Raw genomic sequence first — 14,449 nt, 5'->3', positions numbered from 1 at the left:
AACAAAAAGCGGGACTGCAATTGCCGAAACATTTTTCCATCGTTTTTCTAATAAAAATAACTGCTTCAAACTATACAAAAAGGTCAAATTATTATTCGTTGACTATTATTTATTATTCGTTGGAAAATTGCAGTAGAGTTAATTATTTCCACTGGTTTAAAAACTCTGCTGGCGTATAGGTAACCCTTGCAAAGTTTTTCATCATCAGCTCTGTGGCTACAACTTTGCCTCCTTCAAATTTTAATATTTTATCTCTCCAGATTTCGTTTTTTCGGTAATAAGCGCCGTCAATTTTGAGAAAAGAGTGCTCCTTTTCGATTACGTGATAAGCGTAATCCAGTTCGGTATCGATGCGTAATTCGCCTTCCAAACATTTATCGGTAAACCAAAGATTAATTTGAAAAGTGTGCTCCGTATGATTGGTAAATTGGTAGTCGAGGTAATTGTAAAAAACGGTAGCACCACTGCCAAAAGGCAATACTCGCCCATCATCTGGAAATGGGTCGAACGAGTGATGGTAACGTTCGGTAACTGTTAGCGGACTATGTATAACCAGCCAATGGATGAGGTTGGAGATTTGGCAAATGCCTCCGCCAATGCCGGCTTTTGCCTCTCCGAATGAAAGTTCCATTCCTAATAAATAACCTTTCTTTTTAGTAGGCAAACCCACCAGTTTGCAAAACGAGAAGGTTTCGCCGGGTTTGATGATGATGCCGTTGATGTTTGCCGACGCAATTTTAAGATTGGTTATTTTATTGATTTGCAGTTGCTCATTATTATCACCAAGTTTTTTAAGCAATACCGATTGATGTTTTTTAATCCGAAAATCGAGTTTATCGCTAGCCCTAGTTTTTGCATATTTTTTGCCATCGAAAATCCATTCCAACCGTCTTTTTATCCGCCTTGCGCCAACTGCCAAAAAGTATAAAAACGGGTGGCGTTGACTTAGTAATTTTCTCTTTTTCACAGGTTAACTTTTCGATTTTAAATACTCCGAAATTTCAAAAATCCAATCGCCACCTTTGGCAAATAAAAAGCAAACGATACCTAAAATTACCAGGTAAGAAATTAGTCTTTTGAAGAACAATAGGTAGCGATTTGCATCTTTTAAAAACCTGGCATTTACGATTAAAAAAATTAAGCCGGCGATTACGCCTGTTACGGTACCCATGTAAAGCTTTGCGAAATGCTCGAAGAAAGAGAAAATAGCTATGGTTATCTCGAAGACTTTGGAATTGGATTTAGATAATGCACTCTCAGGTAAAAAAATGAACCAACAAATAATGCTAAAAACGCAACTGCCAAGAAGAAAAAGTAAACCTTTGTAGGTATTCCTCCCCATGAAAGCATACATGAATGTAAGCATGGCTACGCCCAATGTAGAATAGGTAAACTTTAAGTCGGTAACGAAGCTAGCCTTGCGATATTCTATTGGGAAGATTATGCAAACACTAATGATTAGAATAACTATTCCTGCAAGGAAGATTGGTTTAATTTCTTGCTTCATGCTTATATTTTTACGTTAAATCTTTATCCAAAATATACTTCAATCTTCCGTCTTTTCTGCTGAGTGTATCAGTATCAATAAAAAAGGTATATGATGGCGAACCTCCACTTCTACCTGGTGTGGCGAAATCGTTCCAGGCTCTTTTTACACGTGTGCCTTTTACTTTCTTAACCTTAAATTTTGTAGGGCTGAGAACTTCAAACCAGTCTTTTGGTTCGTCTTTAAAAAGGTTCGTTAAATCTGGCGCCTTATCGCCAGCTCTAAATGTAAAACCATTTACTTGGATAGTTTTTTCATCCATATCAACTTTATAGAACCCCCAGTAAATCTCGCTTTTGTATTTCTTGTCCCACAATTCAACGGTGTCTTTAACGCTATAGATTTTGACGTTTTGGGCATGGGAGGTTAGTGTGAAGATAAGTATTACACAAAGCAATGGAATTGAATAACGCACAGTATACTTGCTGAATTTTATCATGATTTCCTTCTGATGAGGTAAAAACCTAAACCAAAAATCGCCAATGCAAAACCACCAATCGCATAATAATTTAAACCCGAACTAGTCTTTTTTTTTATCGCTCCCTTTACATCTTTAATTTTATACAGTTGTTGCAAAACTTCATAATCATCGGCTTTAAAATCTGCAGGATTTGCGGTTTGAACAACCTGCAGTTTCTTGATTTTTTCATTGAAGTAATACACGGCATTCTTATCTTTAAAAAACTGATGGTATTTTACTTCAACCTGAGGCGTATTTGGCATTTCGCCAGCACAAGAATTGATTACCTCTACAAATGAACCTAAGGAAATTAAAGTTTCCTCATCAGCTGTGATGGGATAACTTTTTTTGCCGTCATATAAAGCATTGTTAAACAAATAAAATAAGCCAAGTTGTTTAACTTCAGTATTTAACGGCATTTTATTTTCAACTTTTGGGTCAAATCTATCACCCAAAAAGTAGATGTAGTTTTCGGTAGCCAACGCCCTCGACAAATACATGCCATAACCATATCTTCCTGCAAAATATTTGGCTGTAGCATGAACATTTGTGCTTAAAATTTTCATGTTATCGGCTTCCATGTAGTAAAAATCATCTCCCTGAAATAAGCCTCCTTCAATTACTGCTAGTTTAGATACATCTGTTTTTGAATTGTACGGAAGGCTAAAATCGTCGTCCCAAATGGGATAGATTTTGTTATGGAAACGAACATAGGCGATATTGCCAGACTTCGGTAGCAGTGGTGTAGATGCATGGTAGCTAAAATAGATGTCTATCTCTTCGCCGGTTAAGGGGTCTCTGCCCGATACCGAATGACCTTCACGTTTTTTAATTACTTTATCGCTCCACCACAATACAGTTGGGTTATCAACAAGTTTTAGCTGGTTGAATTTTCGGTTTACCTTCAATGCCCTAAACTGAGGTGTAATGTCTTCAAAGCTAGCGTCATTTCTAATGGAAAAAATGTGTTGCTCATCGGCTATAAAATCTTCGTTTTCGGCAGGGTTGCAGGCGTAGTAAACCAGTTGTGCTGGATTTAAATTTGGGATAGCTGTAACCGTTGCTTTCTTGCTGTACAAATCAACATTAATGGCAAAAACCTGTTTGTCGCTTTTTACATACATCCCAGAACTATAACATTTAATATTACTGATGTTTGCCGGCAACTCGTTGAGCACTATTTTGGTTATGTGTTTCTCCCAGGCGTTTAAATAAGTCCACTTTCCGTCTATTAAAAATAGTCGACCATTGATGTGTTTTTGGCCAGCTTTGTTGGCCAGAATTTTAAAAAAATTGGCGTTGTTTCCATCGTGCTGACCATCTTTTGGCAAAAGATAAAAGCCGTTTTTATCGCTAAACATGAAAGTGCTTTCATCTTCACCAGTGTATTTATAGCTCGCTAAATCAAGGCCTTTTAATGGCTTTGTCATTTGCTGAACATAGCTAATTCCGTTAGGGTCTTTTTCGGTAAGCTGGTAAAAAATGCCACTTCCATTTTTGATAATAGCATGTTTCGTAGACGTATGATAATGATAGCATTCGCTGGCGTTTAACAACTGACCCATGAGTAAAACCAAAAGAAGAAAGATTAATTTTTTCATTTGAACATTAAGATAGTGCTTATTTAACAAACGAAATTGGCGCTTTGTTATTCGTAGTAATTTAGTCACTATTTGTACCTCTGAACTTATTATTCGATTATCAACATTGCGAAACGGCAATTAAAATATTGATAAAACCATAACCTAAAAGGATTAATACAATTGATATGATATTAGAAATAGCAAACCATTTTGGTTTGTTTTTAAAGAATTTTACCATTTCGAAGACCAAATAAATCACCCAAACAAAAAGGATGATTGAACCAAAAAGCAATGCCAGATTATCGTGAAAACCCATCCCTATTAAATTTGCGTTTATGGCGTATTCGATTTGCGAAAAGTGAAGCAACAGCAATAAAACGATGCTGATGCATAACCTGATGAGGATGTGTTTGGTTAATTTGTCTTTCATATTTATTTGAAGCGCAATGACGATTTTTTTCCTATTGCACAAACTTTAATTTTAAACCCGATAGCGCCAAATAGCCCGGAGCGAGGTACGGCTTGTCCCGATTTTTCGGGAAGCGAGGACTATAGGCAATAGCGGGACTGAAAACTGCCATAAAACCCGGAGCCTTCATTTTCAAAATCTGTTTAATATCACAACTCAATCCGCTAAAACAGTTGGGAGTATAATTTTTAACCTGTTTTGTGTTTCAAAATCATTTGCCCAATCTTTTCCAAATTGCCTGGTCATGTATAAAGCTGTCTTTCTGTTGCTTTTTTCTAAATCGTCATAGTCGACACCAATAGGTTCGCAACCGCCCATGTTTTTAACCTTTAGCCTATATTTTGGCATAACAAATACGGTGTCGTAGTAAATATAACCAGCTGGCGGTAGTTCGCCATAGGTGTAATAGGTTATTAATTTCTTTTCGGTTTTTTTAAGCAAAACTTGTTTTTTAGATTGCTTACAAGCGCAAAACATTAAAATTAAGATGCCAAATAAAATGCTTTTCATAGTTTATAGGTAGTTTACTATTTATAAGATTTATTTTCGATGTAAAATCCATAAAGCATCGATTAAAATGGAGCTGTATTTTTATCGATGTGCGCCTAATACAAAAAAGAACAACAACTGCAAAAAAGTGATCACGAGGCTCATAAAAAGCCAACCGAAAAAATATTTATTCTCCCATTTTTTAATGATCCTAATTATAAAAGTGATGATGCCAATAACGAGTAAAAACACATTGATGTGGTATGCCCAAAAAACATAAGCATTTGCAAAGTTTGTTAAATACTTAATGTGGGTTGAAGTGTTAAATAACCACAACAGCAAGCCACAATATAAAGCGAATAAACCTAGTACAAGTATTGATGCTTTAGTCCAAAATTTCATTTTAATAGTAAACTATAGTGCGTTTAATGATATATTCTGGGTCGGGTATATACTGTTTAATATTCGTTGTTTTAATCTCTTTCTTCTCCACCCAATTGCCATTTAAATCATATTTAAAAGCGTATTTCGAAGTGATAATTGTTCCCTCGCTTTCATATTTATTTTCAATTATATCGCCCTCTTTATTGTATTTATAAGTTACGGTTGATGGAAAGCGGAGTGTCTGTATTTTCTTTACGACTTTATTTTCGGTGTTATAGGTCAAATCGTTTTGTTCGTAAATTTCGCCATGTATATCTTCCAGTTTTTCTTGGATCAGATTTTTATTGGCATCGAAAAACTTATGCTGAATGTAAGTTAAAACAAAAGCTTTTTTGTCTTCGTCATGTTCGTAAACTTTTTCTATTTCTTTGTTGGGTTCGTAGGTATATTCATGATAAAAACTGCCGTATTTTTTAAGCACTTCTTTACCATTTTCTATGCTTTTAACATCTTTTCGAAGCAATTTATTTTGCTGGTATTTACGCAAAATTTCTTCGTAAACTTCGCCTGTTCGGTAGCCTAGTTTCTCCGTTTTTATTAAATTTTTACCTTCGTAAAAATAGCGTTCGTGTAAGTTGTAAACGTTTTTGTTTTTCGCTTGATCAAACTCAATCACGTACACTTTCTCTATATTCCCATCTGTATTGTATTCTACCAACTCGTCCATTCCAGGGCCTTCTCGTCTGGTTCGGGTGCCGCCTTGATCTATTTTAAAAAAGATAATTTCTTCTGATTTAATTTTTGGTTTATTGACTGTTTTTTCTTGTGCGCAAGAAGCCAGTGTTGAGATACAAATCGCAAGTAATAAATTTAGTTTTTTCATTCGTTTAACTTTTTTTCGAAGCGCAATGCTTCGGCTACTATTTTTGTTTCTTCCCGCCAATGCTACAATCCCCGATGAAAAATCGGGGTATTTCCGCGTATGTCGGGGCTATTTTTCAAAGCTTATGCATTTTTCGTCACAGCAAAGTGCAGTCTATCCTTTCTTTCGCCAAAGCAATCGTAAAAAAATTTTAATCATAATATCACCTCTTCGAGGTTTTGTTTTCTATTCATTTTTCTTTCTATAATATTTTCATCCCTTCGGGATTTTTTTTGCGTTTTATAAGTTTGCATTTTCTAAAGTCTGAAGAGTTTGTCCCGATGCTTCGGAAACTGATAAGATTATAGCAAATCATATTTTCAATTTTTTTTTAATCCGTCTGTGGCGGATGATATTTTTATTCATCATCAATATTTCCAATTCGTTCTTCAAAATCATCTTTATATTCGTGCAAGGTTTGTGTTTCATAACCTATTGCTTGAATTAGTTTTTCAAAAAAGAGGTTGACCTCTTCATTTTGCTTATCCGAATTTTTGTTAACATCAAGCTTACCTGTATATAAAATCCATTTTGTGTCTTGGTTATCGAATTTTAATTTGCCGTCCAAATCTTCATTCGGGTACAAATCAAAATACCACTTAGGGGTTTCTCTTATGAATTGAAAATAATAGTAATCATAATTAAATGTCGAAATTGCATCTTCATCTCTTTTATACATTTTCCTGTATCCATATTCATTTTTAAGGAAATTATTTATCCTTTTTACCAAATCTTTTTCATCTTCTCTTTGACAAAAAATGCCATATTCTGTGCGTATATCTGTGATTTTTGTTTGCATAACTCTTTTTGTTTAATTGAATTATTTCACCTCTTCGAGGTTTTGTTATTCACCTTGTTATTTTTCTATAATATTTTCATCCCTTCGGGATTATTTTGCCGTTTTATAAGTCTGCATTTTCTAAAGTCCGAAGGACTGACAAGATTATAGCGCTATCATTAAACCAATGGAAAAACCCTGAAAGGGTGGCATTAATCTTCCAGCCAATCAAACAAATATTTTTCATCGTGTTGTATTTCAAATTTTTTCAGAAAATCCAGATATTCTTCTTTAAAGGTTTTTGTTCTGTGATGCTCTTCCTGATTGGCAATGTATTGATACACACTTTCTATTTGAGAATGAGCATACGAAAACGCTCCGTAACCTTCCTGCCACGAAAACTTTCCTTGTATCCAATTTTGTTCATTGATGAATTTTGATGAATTGTTTTTAATATCACGTATCAAGTCAGAAATATTCATCGCCGGTTTCAGCCCAACAAAAACGTGAACGTGGTCTGCAATGCCATTCACAATGATGGGTTTCTGACCTTTCCCCTTGATGATGCCTGCAATGTATTTGAAGACCTCATCACGCCAAGGTTTCTGCAATAGATTTTGCCGTCCTTTTACCGCAAAAACATATTGAATGTAGATTTGTGAATAGGTACCTGCCATAATTTTTTATTTTATTTCACCCCTTCGGGATTATTATTGACAATTAATGTTTTTCCTATAATCTTTCCACCGCTTCGAGGTTTTGTTTTTTCTATAGGTCTTTAAAACTTCCAAAAAGGAATTTTCTTTTTGGATTAAAAATCATCTGCAACTTTTTGAAGTTCTTGTTTGATTTACAATTTTGTAAATATTTCAAGAGCTTTATTCAACGCTGTTACATCGTTTTTATAGCGTGGATATTTTGTAATATTTCTCACGCTATGGTTTGCGTTGCAGGTAGTGCCTACATCGGGCAATTGATAAAAAGCATCGTCTATTTCCAAGCCGTTAATTATACATTGAGCAATGTAGTCTGAATGCTCTTCGTAGAGTGGAATTTGGATTAAATATTTTATAATGTGGTTTTTTGCAACCTCAATTTGGCTTTTTTCAATGGCTGTCATTGGCAATAAAAGCAAAAACAAAGAATTATATTTCTCAAATGCAAGCAACTCATCCCAAGTGACAAACCACGCTTCGAAATGCCCGCCAAGATTGCCAATATAGATATCGTTTAAAAAATAACAGGTTTCGTATTTTTGAAATTCTATCGCAAAACGCATTGTATCATTCAATTTTCCGGAGATGTACCTTGGATTTTCGTCCGTTTCGTCTTCTGGGAAAAACTCTTCAGTCCATTTTTTGAACCCGGTTTCGTTTACAGGAATTACTTCCAGTGCTTCATCAATATTTATTTCCTTTTCGTCATCGTGTCCTCGAAACCAGTGAAAATAGGCGTGCCAAAAAAAGGTGTTGCTGTAGGCTATGTCTTCTTGTGTTATTTGTAGGTTCATTTTATAGCATTAGATTATTACTTTTTCAATTCTTTTATCAAATCATTTTTGCTTTGCCAAACATTTCCACAATCTCCGCAACCCCAAAACTTGTCCTCTCCATTGTTGATAAAACTGATAATTCCGTCTTTGCAAATCGGGCAGTTTTTGCCATCGAATTCATCTTTTGTGGGTTTGTCTTTTTGTGGTTCGTATGACATTAAATCCATAGGATTTATGGGGACGTCTTTGTAGCATTCCGAGCATTCTATCATCAATAATCGTTGGTTTTTTTTAATTGCATTTTCCAATCGGTTTTTCTAACATCGTTTGCCAGAAAAATTTCTTTGCAATTGGGGCATCTTACTTTCATTTGTTTTTACTTTAACTTCAATCGTCTACACTTTTTCGTTATTCACTTTTGAGTAATATCCTTTGGGAATTTCATCAAGGGAAATTGATTTCCATTGTTCGCCGTTTTTTTGATAGACCTTTTTTCTGTGCGGATATTTTTCTATTATTTGTTCGATGGATTGATGCACTTTGTCTAACGTTCTCCATTCTGTTCCGCATTCTGAACAGCCAAATACTTTGGCATCTTTGTTTTCTTCTACAAAACCAATGCAGGCAGAAACAGGGCAACAAAATAGTCTGTCGTCTTCAATTTCTTTTGGAGCAACAGTTGATTTTCCTAACAACATTAAAGGAAAAACAAAAACGATACTATGACATTTCGGACAATCAATGATAAATCTCTCGATGCCTGCATTGGCTGATTTTTCTATTTCTACAACTTGCTTTTCTGTAGGCTCGAACTCCGTTAAACAAGTTTCACATTTTATTTTTTTCATTTTCTATTTAAAAAATCCCGCATACACCAGAAACCCGCCGATTGCGGTAAAGAGAATGCCACCGCAAAACCCAATAATCCGTGCGGTATCGCGACCAAGATAACGGCTAATTTGCCCCATACTCCAGTTGTTTTGGTAATGTCCGTCGGCTTTGTAGAGCCAGTCCCAGTTTTTTATGGCACCCACCATCAGGCAAATGCCAAACAGCAAAACCACCACCGCCACGCCTTTGCCAAACAGCGATGGATTGTTGCTTATCCATTGGTTTGTTTTTTCTTCCATAGGTTTTCTTAATATTCAGCTTTTCTTTTCCACAAGTCCGAAGGACTGGTAAGATTATAGCAAATCATATTTTCAATTTTTTAAAATCCTGAAAGGATGGTATTTTCTATTCCACCTCTTCGAGGTTTTATTTTTTATTAATTTTCTTTTCTATAATATTTTCATCCCTTCGGGATTTTTTCAATAATTGCCGTTGTTCCAAAGTTTCTCGACTATTTCTTCTTGGCTCCACCAAAATTGCCTCTTGTCTTTATCCTTTTGTTGTCCGAAAATTTTACTGTAATCGTAGGTCTTAAAATTCAATTCCAAAAAAGGATGATAATACCTGATATCTAAATATGGACTGAACTGCTCCTGAAAACTTAATTCGTCAAAATCTTTTTCCGGATATTCGAACGTTTGCAATCGGTGGACAATTTCTGCAAGCTCATCTTTTGTAATGTTGCTAACTTTTTGCGCATCTGGCAATGCAATTCTGAAAGCCAAAACTTCGGCACCTTCTTCTTCCCACCATTCCCAAAGATTAAACTGCGACATATCTTTTCCGGTCATCTCGTGAAGTGTGTTTTCAAGTTTTTTATATTCAATACTATCTTCGTCGCCATTTTCATCAATGAAATCGGTATAAGCCAAAATGAGCTTTAAAACTTCAGGATAATTTTTTTCGGCGGTTTCAAAATCGGGTTCTATTTCTTTTCTTAATTTCATTTGTATTTTTTCTATAATATTCCAATCAATCTTTCTGGGTCAGTTTTGCATCCCGCCAAATTCTTCGTTTATCGGTTTGTTCGTTATCATAATTGATGAACTGAAAGCGATAATTGCCAAAGGTTTTAGGTTTTAACCTTACAATATCCAATCGTTCCATTTCGGTTTTAATTTCAAGAAAAGTTTTGCCGGTACCGATAAATGCTACCAACTGCAAAGTCAGATTGAGGTCGGCTTCGGTATCAATTTGCAATTGTGTATTGTTGATGGTTTCAATGGGCGGAACTTCAAAATTATCGAGCTCGGCAAGCAGTTTCGGGTTTTGCGCCAACGCTTTTTCTACTTGCGCAAGTTCTTTTTTGTTCAGTGGTTTTACAAAATCTTCACTACAAGTTTCGTAACCCAAAGATTTCTTCAGCGATGAGTTAAACAAGCGTTTTGAAACGATGGTACTGTGTTCTTGCCTGTCGCCAATGTTGTGTTTGTAAAGCGTTCCGTTGTAGCTGTGGAGCTCGTCGTAATAGGTTTCAAATATCTTCTCAACCCTATAAATCCCTTTTGAATAGGAATGCACCCAGTCGCCAATTTGTATTTGTTTTTTCATTTTAATATATTTTTTATCCCAAGTCCGAAAGGACTGACAAGATTATAGCCAATCATATTTTCAATTTTTAAAAATCCTGAAAGGATGATATTTTTTATTCCACCTCTTCGAGGTTTTGTTATTCACCTTGTTATTTTTCTATAATATTTTCATCCCTTTGGGATTTGTTTGTGGATTAAAAGCCTGCATTTTCTAAAGTCCGAAGAGCTTGTCCCGATGCTTCGGGAACTGAAGGATTATAACTCTATGATTAAACCAATGGCAAAACCCTGAAAGGGTGGCATTTCATTCTTTCACTTTATGCTGTCTGTCGCACCGGTGGGTTTACTTGCACAAACCTTTCACCTTAAACCCGATAGCGCCAAATAGCCCCGAGCGAGGCACAGCCTGTCCGATTTTCTCCAGAAGCGAGGGCTATGGGCAATAGCGGGACTGCAAACCGCCATGAAAGCCGAAGCTTTCATTTTCAAATTAATGTCCAACTTTGTTAAAAGCCTCTATCATAATTTCGCGTGGGTCGGTATCTTTAAAAAGTGCTTTGGGTATTTTATACTTTTTGGTGGTGGTTTCGCTTGGCATATCTTCTTTCATGGTATTGATGTCGGTTTGTTCGTAAATGCCTTTTAACAAATCGAATTTTTGTTCGGTTTGTCCACCCGCACCCATGTTAAAAGTGGTGATGTGGGTTAAAACAAGCTCTTCATTTATGTATTGATAAGAACCCTCCAAACTGCCATTTGGACCAGTTGCTTGCCTGGTAAGCACAAGTTTTCCGCTATCGATACTTACGTCTTCGTAATCGTAATTTTTAAAACCATCTTCGCGGTATTTTGCATCGAAAGCCATGTAGGAAATTGCATTTACGCTATAAGCATTGCCTTGTTTGAGCAATACCAAGGTTGGGCGAAGTGCAGTGGTGTCGGTGGTTTTAATGAGCACAATTACCTTGTCGGCTACGCCATCGTTGTTTAAATCGCCATCAGTCTCCATATCGATTTCATAATTCTGCGGAACTAACTGTTCGACTTTGTAAGCCATATTTGGGAACGAAGGCAAAGGCGTTTCTAATTTATTGGTGTTTAATGTATCAGGTTGATGCGCTATCGAATCTGCTGGTTTTGCAGTTGTTTTTTCTGTGTTTCGGCAGGCGGAAACCATGACAATTGCAGATAAAATTAAAGCATTTAGAAAATGGTTTTTCATGTTGATTTAGGTTATAGTTTACTACTTGAAAACTTTCCAACTTTGTAAGTTTCTTTCTCTATTAAATCGATAAGGTGTTTCATTATTGGTCGCTTTTCGTAGTTTTCGAGTTCATCTTTGGTCAGCAAATCTGTAAGCGTTCGGTTCAAATCATCGTAATTGTTGTTGAACTCATCTGTTAGCATTGTAGCAATTCTGCTAAAGCGTAAACAATCGCCAAATTCGTATTCACTTTGAAAAACAATATCCCTTAATTTTTGCAGATAAAAAGCCTTGATTTCTGTTGGATTGGTGCTTGCAATTAAATCTAAAAAGGTTTCGTTGCCGTTAAAAAATAAGGCTCTTGCTCTGGCCAGTTGTTGCTCGTTAAGTTGGGCAGTGTCGGTTTTAAGGATGCCTTTTTGCTTGTAATAGGTAATGAAACCATCGTCGGGCATTACGTTATTGTCTAAAAACCAATCGATGGATTTTGTGTAACGTTCTTGCAGGTTTTTAATTTTTTCGAGCGAGGTAACTGACTTAATCTGCTTGATTAAATCTTCCCAATTCGGCAAGGGATTTCTGTTTTCTACCACACCAATTACATGAAATTGCTTATCTCTCTTTTGAAGAAAAAGCATGCCGTAATACTTTGGCCTTGGACCTATCGGCGTAGCATATCCAATTCCCAAGCAATCGCCTTTTTCATAAATTTTAAAATAGTCTTCGTTTTCTACCAGGTTGCGCAATTTGGTATTGGTAAACTTAAAATTAACCGTGTTTTTAATTTCTCGGCTAACGGCTTTGAGTTGATAATAATTGACTGAAGTGTAGTCGTTAATTATTTCATTTGTATTGGCAATGCTGTCTTGGTCATACAGTAAAATGACATCGCTTTTGAGCGTTAGTTTTCGAACATCAAAGCCTTGGGCATTGGCAAACGAGTAAAATAAAAGTGTAAGGATGAAAAGAGGTAAGTGTTTTTTCATGTTGTTTTTATTTTATTGATGATGTGCGGTTTTGGTTTCCATAATGGTAGACTTCTGCAGTTATTTCAAATCGCTGTTTTCTCGTTTGTAAAATGCGTCATCTTTAATTCTTAAATCGTTCATGGTTATTCTGATAAAGAAATCACCTTCTGTGTAAGTGCCATAGCCGAAATCGCCTTTCTTCCGGCGGTCGTCTAAGCAATAAAGCGTGGTCTGTTTGTGTCCATCAGTTTTTTGCAGAATGACATATTTGTTGTTATTAAATTTTCTTATCCTATCGGTTGTAATGTCTTTAAAATCTTTACAATCATTTAATAACTTACTGTACTCATTGGCAGAAATATAAATGGCGAAATCTAGTTTTCTAAACTTCTTGTTCTTATCTGAAGTGAATGAAACCACTTTATCCTTAATTTTTAATCCTTTGAAACTAAATAGCCCATCAACTTTGGCATGAGGTATTCTGTAGATGTAAGCCATGGTATCCGTCCATATTTGTTTCTTTTGAAGGGTATCGAAATGACTGTTTTTGTCAGTTATCACAAAAAATTCTGATTTAGAAAAAAGTGTATCTAAATTTTCTTCAAATGTGATTTTATCTAATTTAAATGTGCCAAATTTTTTACCAATATATTTTGGATTACCTTGACCGCTACAGTCAGAAAAGAACAACATTAAGCTAACTAATAAAAGGATCTGGTATATTTTCATTTTTGAAGGTGGGGCAAGTTTGTTTTGAATAATTCTGTTTAATAATTAAATGATGTTTTTTCTTTGAAAATGTGTGTCGTTTCTACAGTGTCTTTCTCAAAGAAATATTTCACGGTGATGCTGGTATCGGTTTCGTTAATCAACTTGGCGTTTCTAGCATCTCTAATCTCTAATGTTTTTAGCTCTGGAGATTTGATGATATTTTTCGGATGATTAACGTCCTTAATTTCGATCCAGGTGGTATCGTTTGTAAAAATCTCATCTCCATCTTCTAGTTTGATTTTATCAAACAGCAAACCATCCTTTACAACCTGCAAACGTGGTCTGCCCATTACGCCATAAGCCACGGTTTGTACGCGGATGTTATTTTCGAGGCTGAAATGGTTTAACCGACCACTGCCAGAACCTGCAAGCAGAACACCGAAAAATGGTATCGCCATTGGCATAATGCTAAGGATTAGCCCCGCAATGAGCAACCAAAAATATATTTTCGTGCCTGTTTTTTTCCAGAAACTGACGATGAGAATAGGCGTATCCAAAAGCCAAATCCAAAAGATTACCCTATCGCTCCAGTATCCAGCAAAGCTCATTTGCCAAAAGCAATAAAGTATTGCATTAAGCACCATTAAGGCAGAAATGAAGAGGTAAACCTTGAGAAGGATTGGTTTATTTTCCATGCTTAAATTGTGTAATGGTGCCCGAAATCAAAAAATAAATCGTTCCTAAATATAAAATAGCGCAAGCGCTGGTCGCTAAAAAATCGTTGTCGCTCCAATGTTTTTGGTTGATGAAATCATCATAAATAGCTTCTTCTACTACTAATTCTGCCGGATAACTTGCAGGCATATCTTGCATGCCCAAAGGCGATTTGAAATAAACCTGAAAACTCGGACGATATTTTAGGAACGGGCTGTGTTCGCCAAATTCATCATCAGCATAAATGCCTGTAAAAAGCCAGGTTGCGATGAGGAAAATGATACCGATTTTTAATTTTTTGTTCAT

Annotated in this window: 20 protein-coding genes; all 20 read right to left on the bottom strand. The window is 35.8% G+C overall.

The window, feature by feature from the left end:
• Positions 1 to 142 precede the first annotated feature (142 nt).
• The 20 genes from R2Q70_RS09685 to R2Q70_RS09590 all read right to left on the bottom strand — a co-directional run bounded on the left by R2Q70_RS09685 (position 143) and on the right by R2Q70_RS09590 (position 14,449).
• On the bottom strand, positions 143 to 967 hold the full coding sequence (locus R2Q70_RS09685; RefSeq protein WP_316807408.1) for a VanW family protein: 825 nt from the start codon (positions 965 to 967) through the stop codon (positions 143 to 145).
• A 3-nt stretch (positions 968 to 970) separates the two neighbouring features.
• The gene (locus R2Q70_RS09680) at positions 971 to 1,507 is read right to left on the bottom strand and encodes a hypothetical protein (protein WP_316807407.1); all 537 of its coding nucleotides are present in this window, start codon (positions 1,505 to 1,507) and stop codon (positions 971 to 973) included.
• Positions 1,508 to 1,517: 10 nt separating this feature from the next.
• Positions 1,518 to 1,985 (bottom strand): hypothetical protein, encoded by a 468-nt coding sequence (locus R2Q70_RS09675; protein WP_316807406.1) that lies wholly within the window; start codon positions 1,983 to 1,985, stop codon positions 1,518 to 1,520.
• Complete coding sequence (locus R2Q70_RS09670) at positions 1,982 to 3,607, bottom strand: hypothetical protein (protein WP_316807405.1); 1,626 nt, start codon at positions 3,605 to 3,607, stop codon at positions 1,982 to 1,984. The genes R2Q70_RS09675 and R2Q70_RS09670 overlap by 4 nt, the downstream gene beginning before the upstream one ends.
• A 100-nt stretch (positions 3,608 to 3,707) precedes the next feature.
• Positions 3,708 to 4,019, bottom strand: coding sequence for a hypothetical protein (locus tag R2Q70_RS09665; RefSeq protein WP_316807404.1), 312 nt, complete (start codon positions 4,017 to 4,019; stop codon positions 3,708 to 3,710).
• A gap of 195 nt (positions 4,020 to 4,214) precedes the next feature.
• On the bottom strand, positions 4,215 to 4,568 hold the full coding sequence (locus R2Q70_RS09660; protein ID WP_316807403.1) for a hypothetical protein: 354 nt from the start codon (positions 4,566 to 4,568) through the stop codon (positions 4,215 to 4,217).
• 382 nt (positions 4,569 to 4,950) lie between these two features.
• Positions 4,951 to 5,814 carry a hypothetical protein gene (locus R2Q70_RS09655; protein ID WP_316807402.1) on the bottom strand — a complete coding sequence of 288 codons (864 nt, stop codon included), beginning with the start codon at positions 5,812 to 5,814 and terminating at the stop codon, positions 4,951 to 4,953.
• Between the two features lie 397 nt (positions 5,815 to 6,211).
• Entirely contained in the window at positions 6,212 to 6,652 is a 441-nt protein-coding gene (locus R2Q70_RS09650; RefSeq protein ID WP_316807401.1) for a hypothetical protein, read from the bottom strand.
• A 191-nt stretch (positions 6,653 to 6,843) separates the two neighbouring features.
• A complete protein-coding gene (gene tnpA, locus R2Q70_RS09645) occupies positions 6,844 to 7,308 on the bottom strand; it encodes an IS200/IS605 family transposase (protein WP_316807400.1) in 465 nt (154 codons plus the stop codon).
• Positions 7,309 to 7,481: 173 nt separating this feature from the next.
• A complete protein-coding gene (locus R2Q70_RS09640) occupies positions 7,482 to 8,141 on the bottom strand; it encodes an Imm19 family immunity protein (RefSeq protein WP_316807399.1) in 660 nt (219 codons plus the stop codon).
• Between the two features lie 17 nt (positions 8,142 to 8,158).
• Positions 8,159 to 8,341 (bottom strand): hypothetical protein, encoded by a 183-nt coding sequence (locus R2Q70_RS09635; RefSeq protein WP_316807398.1) that lies wholly within the window; start codon positions 8,339 to 8,341, stop codon positions 8,159 to 8,161.
• Positions 8,342 to 8,518: 177 nt separating this feature from the next.
• Positions 8,519 to 8,971, bottom strand: coding sequence for a hypothetical protein (locus tag R2Q70_RS09630; protein ID WP_316807397.1), 453 nt, complete (start codon positions 8,969 to 8,971; stop codon positions 8,519 to 8,521).
• A 3-nt stretch (positions 8,972 to 8,974) separates the two neighbouring features.
• Positions 8,975 to 9,253 (bottom strand): Imm17 family immunity protein, encoded by a 279-nt coding sequence (locus R2Q70_RS09625; protein ID WP_316807396.1) that lies wholly within the window; start codon positions 9,251 to 9,253, stop codon positions 8,975 to 8,977.
• Positions 9,254 to 9,433: 180 nt separating this feature from the next.
• Entirely contained in the window at positions 9,434 to 9,961 is a 528-nt protein-coding gene (locus R2Q70_RS09620) for a hypothetical protein (RefSeq protein WP_316807395.1), read from the bottom strand.
• 25 nt (positions 9,962 to 9,986) lie between these two features.
• Positions 9,987 to 10,565, bottom strand: a complete 579-nt coding sequence (locus tag R2Q70_RS09615; RefSeq protein WP_316807394.1) for a hypothetical protein — start codon at positions 10,563 to 10,565, stop codon at positions 9,987 to 9,989.
• 471 nt (positions 10,566 to 11,036) lie between these two features.
• Positions 11,037 to 11,768: a hypothetical protein gene (locus tag R2Q70_RS09610; RefSeq protein WP_316807393.1), complete on the bottom strand. Its 732-nt coding sequence runs from the start codon at positions 11,766 to 11,768 to the stop codon at positions 11,037 to 11,039.
• A gap of 11 nt (positions 11,769 to 11,779) precedes the next feature.
• Positions 11,780 to 12,736: a hypothetical protein gene (locus R2Q70_RS09605; RefSeq protein WP_316807392.1), complete on the bottom strand. Its 957-nt coding sequence runs from the start codon at positions 12,734 to 12,736 to the stop codon at positions 11,780 to 11,782.
• A gap of 60 nt (positions 12,737 to 12,796) precedes the next feature.
• Complete coding sequence (locus R2Q70_RS09600; RefSeq protein WP_316807391.1) at positions 12,797 to 13,447, bottom strand: hypothetical protein; 651 nt, start codon at positions 13,445 to 13,447, stop codon at positions 12,797 to 12,799.
• Between the two features lie 38 nt (positions 13,448 to 13,485).
• A complete protein-coding gene (locus tag R2Q70_RS09595; protein ID WP_316807390.1) occupies positions 13,486 to 14,124 on the bottom strand; it encodes a hypothetical protein in 639 nt (212 codons plus the stop codon).
• The gene (locus tag R2Q70_RS09590; RefSeq protein ID WP_316807389.1) at positions 14,114 to 14,449 is read right to left on the bottom strand and encodes a hypothetical protein; all 336 of its coding nucleotides are present in this window, start codon (positions 14,447 to 14,449) and stop codon (positions 14,114 to 14,116) included. Before R2Q70_RS09590 ends, R2Q70_RS09595 begins: the two co-directional genes overlap by 11 nt.

It is taken from the genome of Pedobacter agri (assembly GCF_032678665.1).
GTDB classification, from domain to species: Bacteria; Bacteroidota; Bacteroidia; order Sphingobacteriales; family Sphingobacteriaceae; genus Pedobacter; species Pedobacter agri_A.
The sequence above is the reverse complement of the archived record's forward strand: the minus strand, read 5'-3'. Positions and strand labels throughout refer to the sequence as shown.

Coding starts and splice junctions, on each gene's coding strand:
- R2Q70_RS09630 (WP_316807397.1), bottom strand. CDS start 8,971: ATGAAAAAAATAAAATGTGAAACTTGTTTAACGGAGTTCGAGCCTACA.
- R2Q70_RS09635 (WP_316807398.1), bottom strand. CDS start 8,341: ATGTCATACGAACCACAAAAAGACAAACCCACAAAAGATGAATTCGAT.
- R2Q70_RS09655 (WP_316807402.1), bottom strand. CDS start 5,814: ATGAAAAAACTAAATTTATTACTTGCGATTTGTATCTCAACACTGGCT.
- R2Q70_RS09670 (WP_316807405.1), bottom strand. CDS start 3,607: ATGAAAAAATTAATCTTTCTTCTTTTGGTTTTACTCATGGGTCAGTTG.
- R2Q70_RS09600 (WP_316807391.1), bottom strand. CDS start 13,447: ATGAAAATATACCAGATCCTTTTATTAGTTAGCTTAATGTTGTTCTTT.
- R2Q70_RS09620 (WP_316807395.1), bottom strand. CDS start 9,961: ATGAAATTAAGAAAAGAAATAGAACCCGATTTTGAAACCGCCGAAAAA.
- R2Q70_RS09675 (WP_316807406.1), bottom strand. CDS start 1,985: ATGATAAAATTCAGCAAGTATACTGTGCGTTATTCAATTCCATTGCTT.
- R2Q70_RS09660 (WP_316807403.1), bottom strand. CDS start 4,568: ATGAAAAGCATTTTATTTGGCATCTTAATTTTAATGTTTTGCGCTTGT.
- R2Q70_RS09595 (WP_316807390.1), bottom strand. CDS start 14,124: ATGGAAAATAAACCAATCCTTCTCAAGGTTTACCTCTTCATTTCTGCC.
- R2Q70_RS09605 (WP_316807392.1), bottom strand. CDS start 12,736: ATGAAAAAACACTTACCTCTTTTCATCCTTACACTTTTATTTTACTCG.
- R2Q70_RS09625 (WP_316807396.1), bottom strand. CDS start 9,253: ATGGAAGAAAAAACAAACCAATGGATAAGCAACAATCCATCGCTGTTT.
- R2Q70_RS09610 (WP_316807393.1), bottom strand. CDS start 11,768: ATGAAAAACCATTTTCTAAATGCTTTAATTTTATCTGCAATTGTCATG.
- R2Q70_RS09615 (WP_316807394.1), bottom strand. CDS start 10,565: ATGAAAAAACAAATACAAATTGGCGACTGGGTGCATTCCTATTCAAAA.
- tnpA (WP_316807400.1), bottom strand. CDS start 7,308: ATGGCAGGTACCTATTCACAAATCTACATTCAATATGTTTTTGCGGTA.
- R2Q70_RS09680 (WP_316807407.1), bottom strand. CDS start 1,507: ATGAAGCAAGAAATTAAACCAATCTTCCTTGCAGGAATAGTTATTCTA.
- R2Q70_RS09590 (WP_316807389.1), bottom strand. CDS start 14,449: ATGAACAAAAAATTAAAAATCGGTATCATTTTCCTCATCGCAACCTGG.
- R2Q70_RS09640 (WP_316807399.1), bottom strand. CDS start 8,141: ATGAACCTACAAATAACACAAGAAGACATAGCCTACAGCAACACCTTT.
- R2Q70_RS09665 (WP_316807404.1), bottom strand. CDS start 4,019: ATGAAAGACAAATTAACCAAACACATCCTCATCAGGTTATGCATCAGC.
- R2Q70_RS09650 (WP_316807401.1), bottom strand. CDS start 6,652: ATGCAAACAAAAATCACAGATATACGCACAGAATATGGCATTTTTTGT.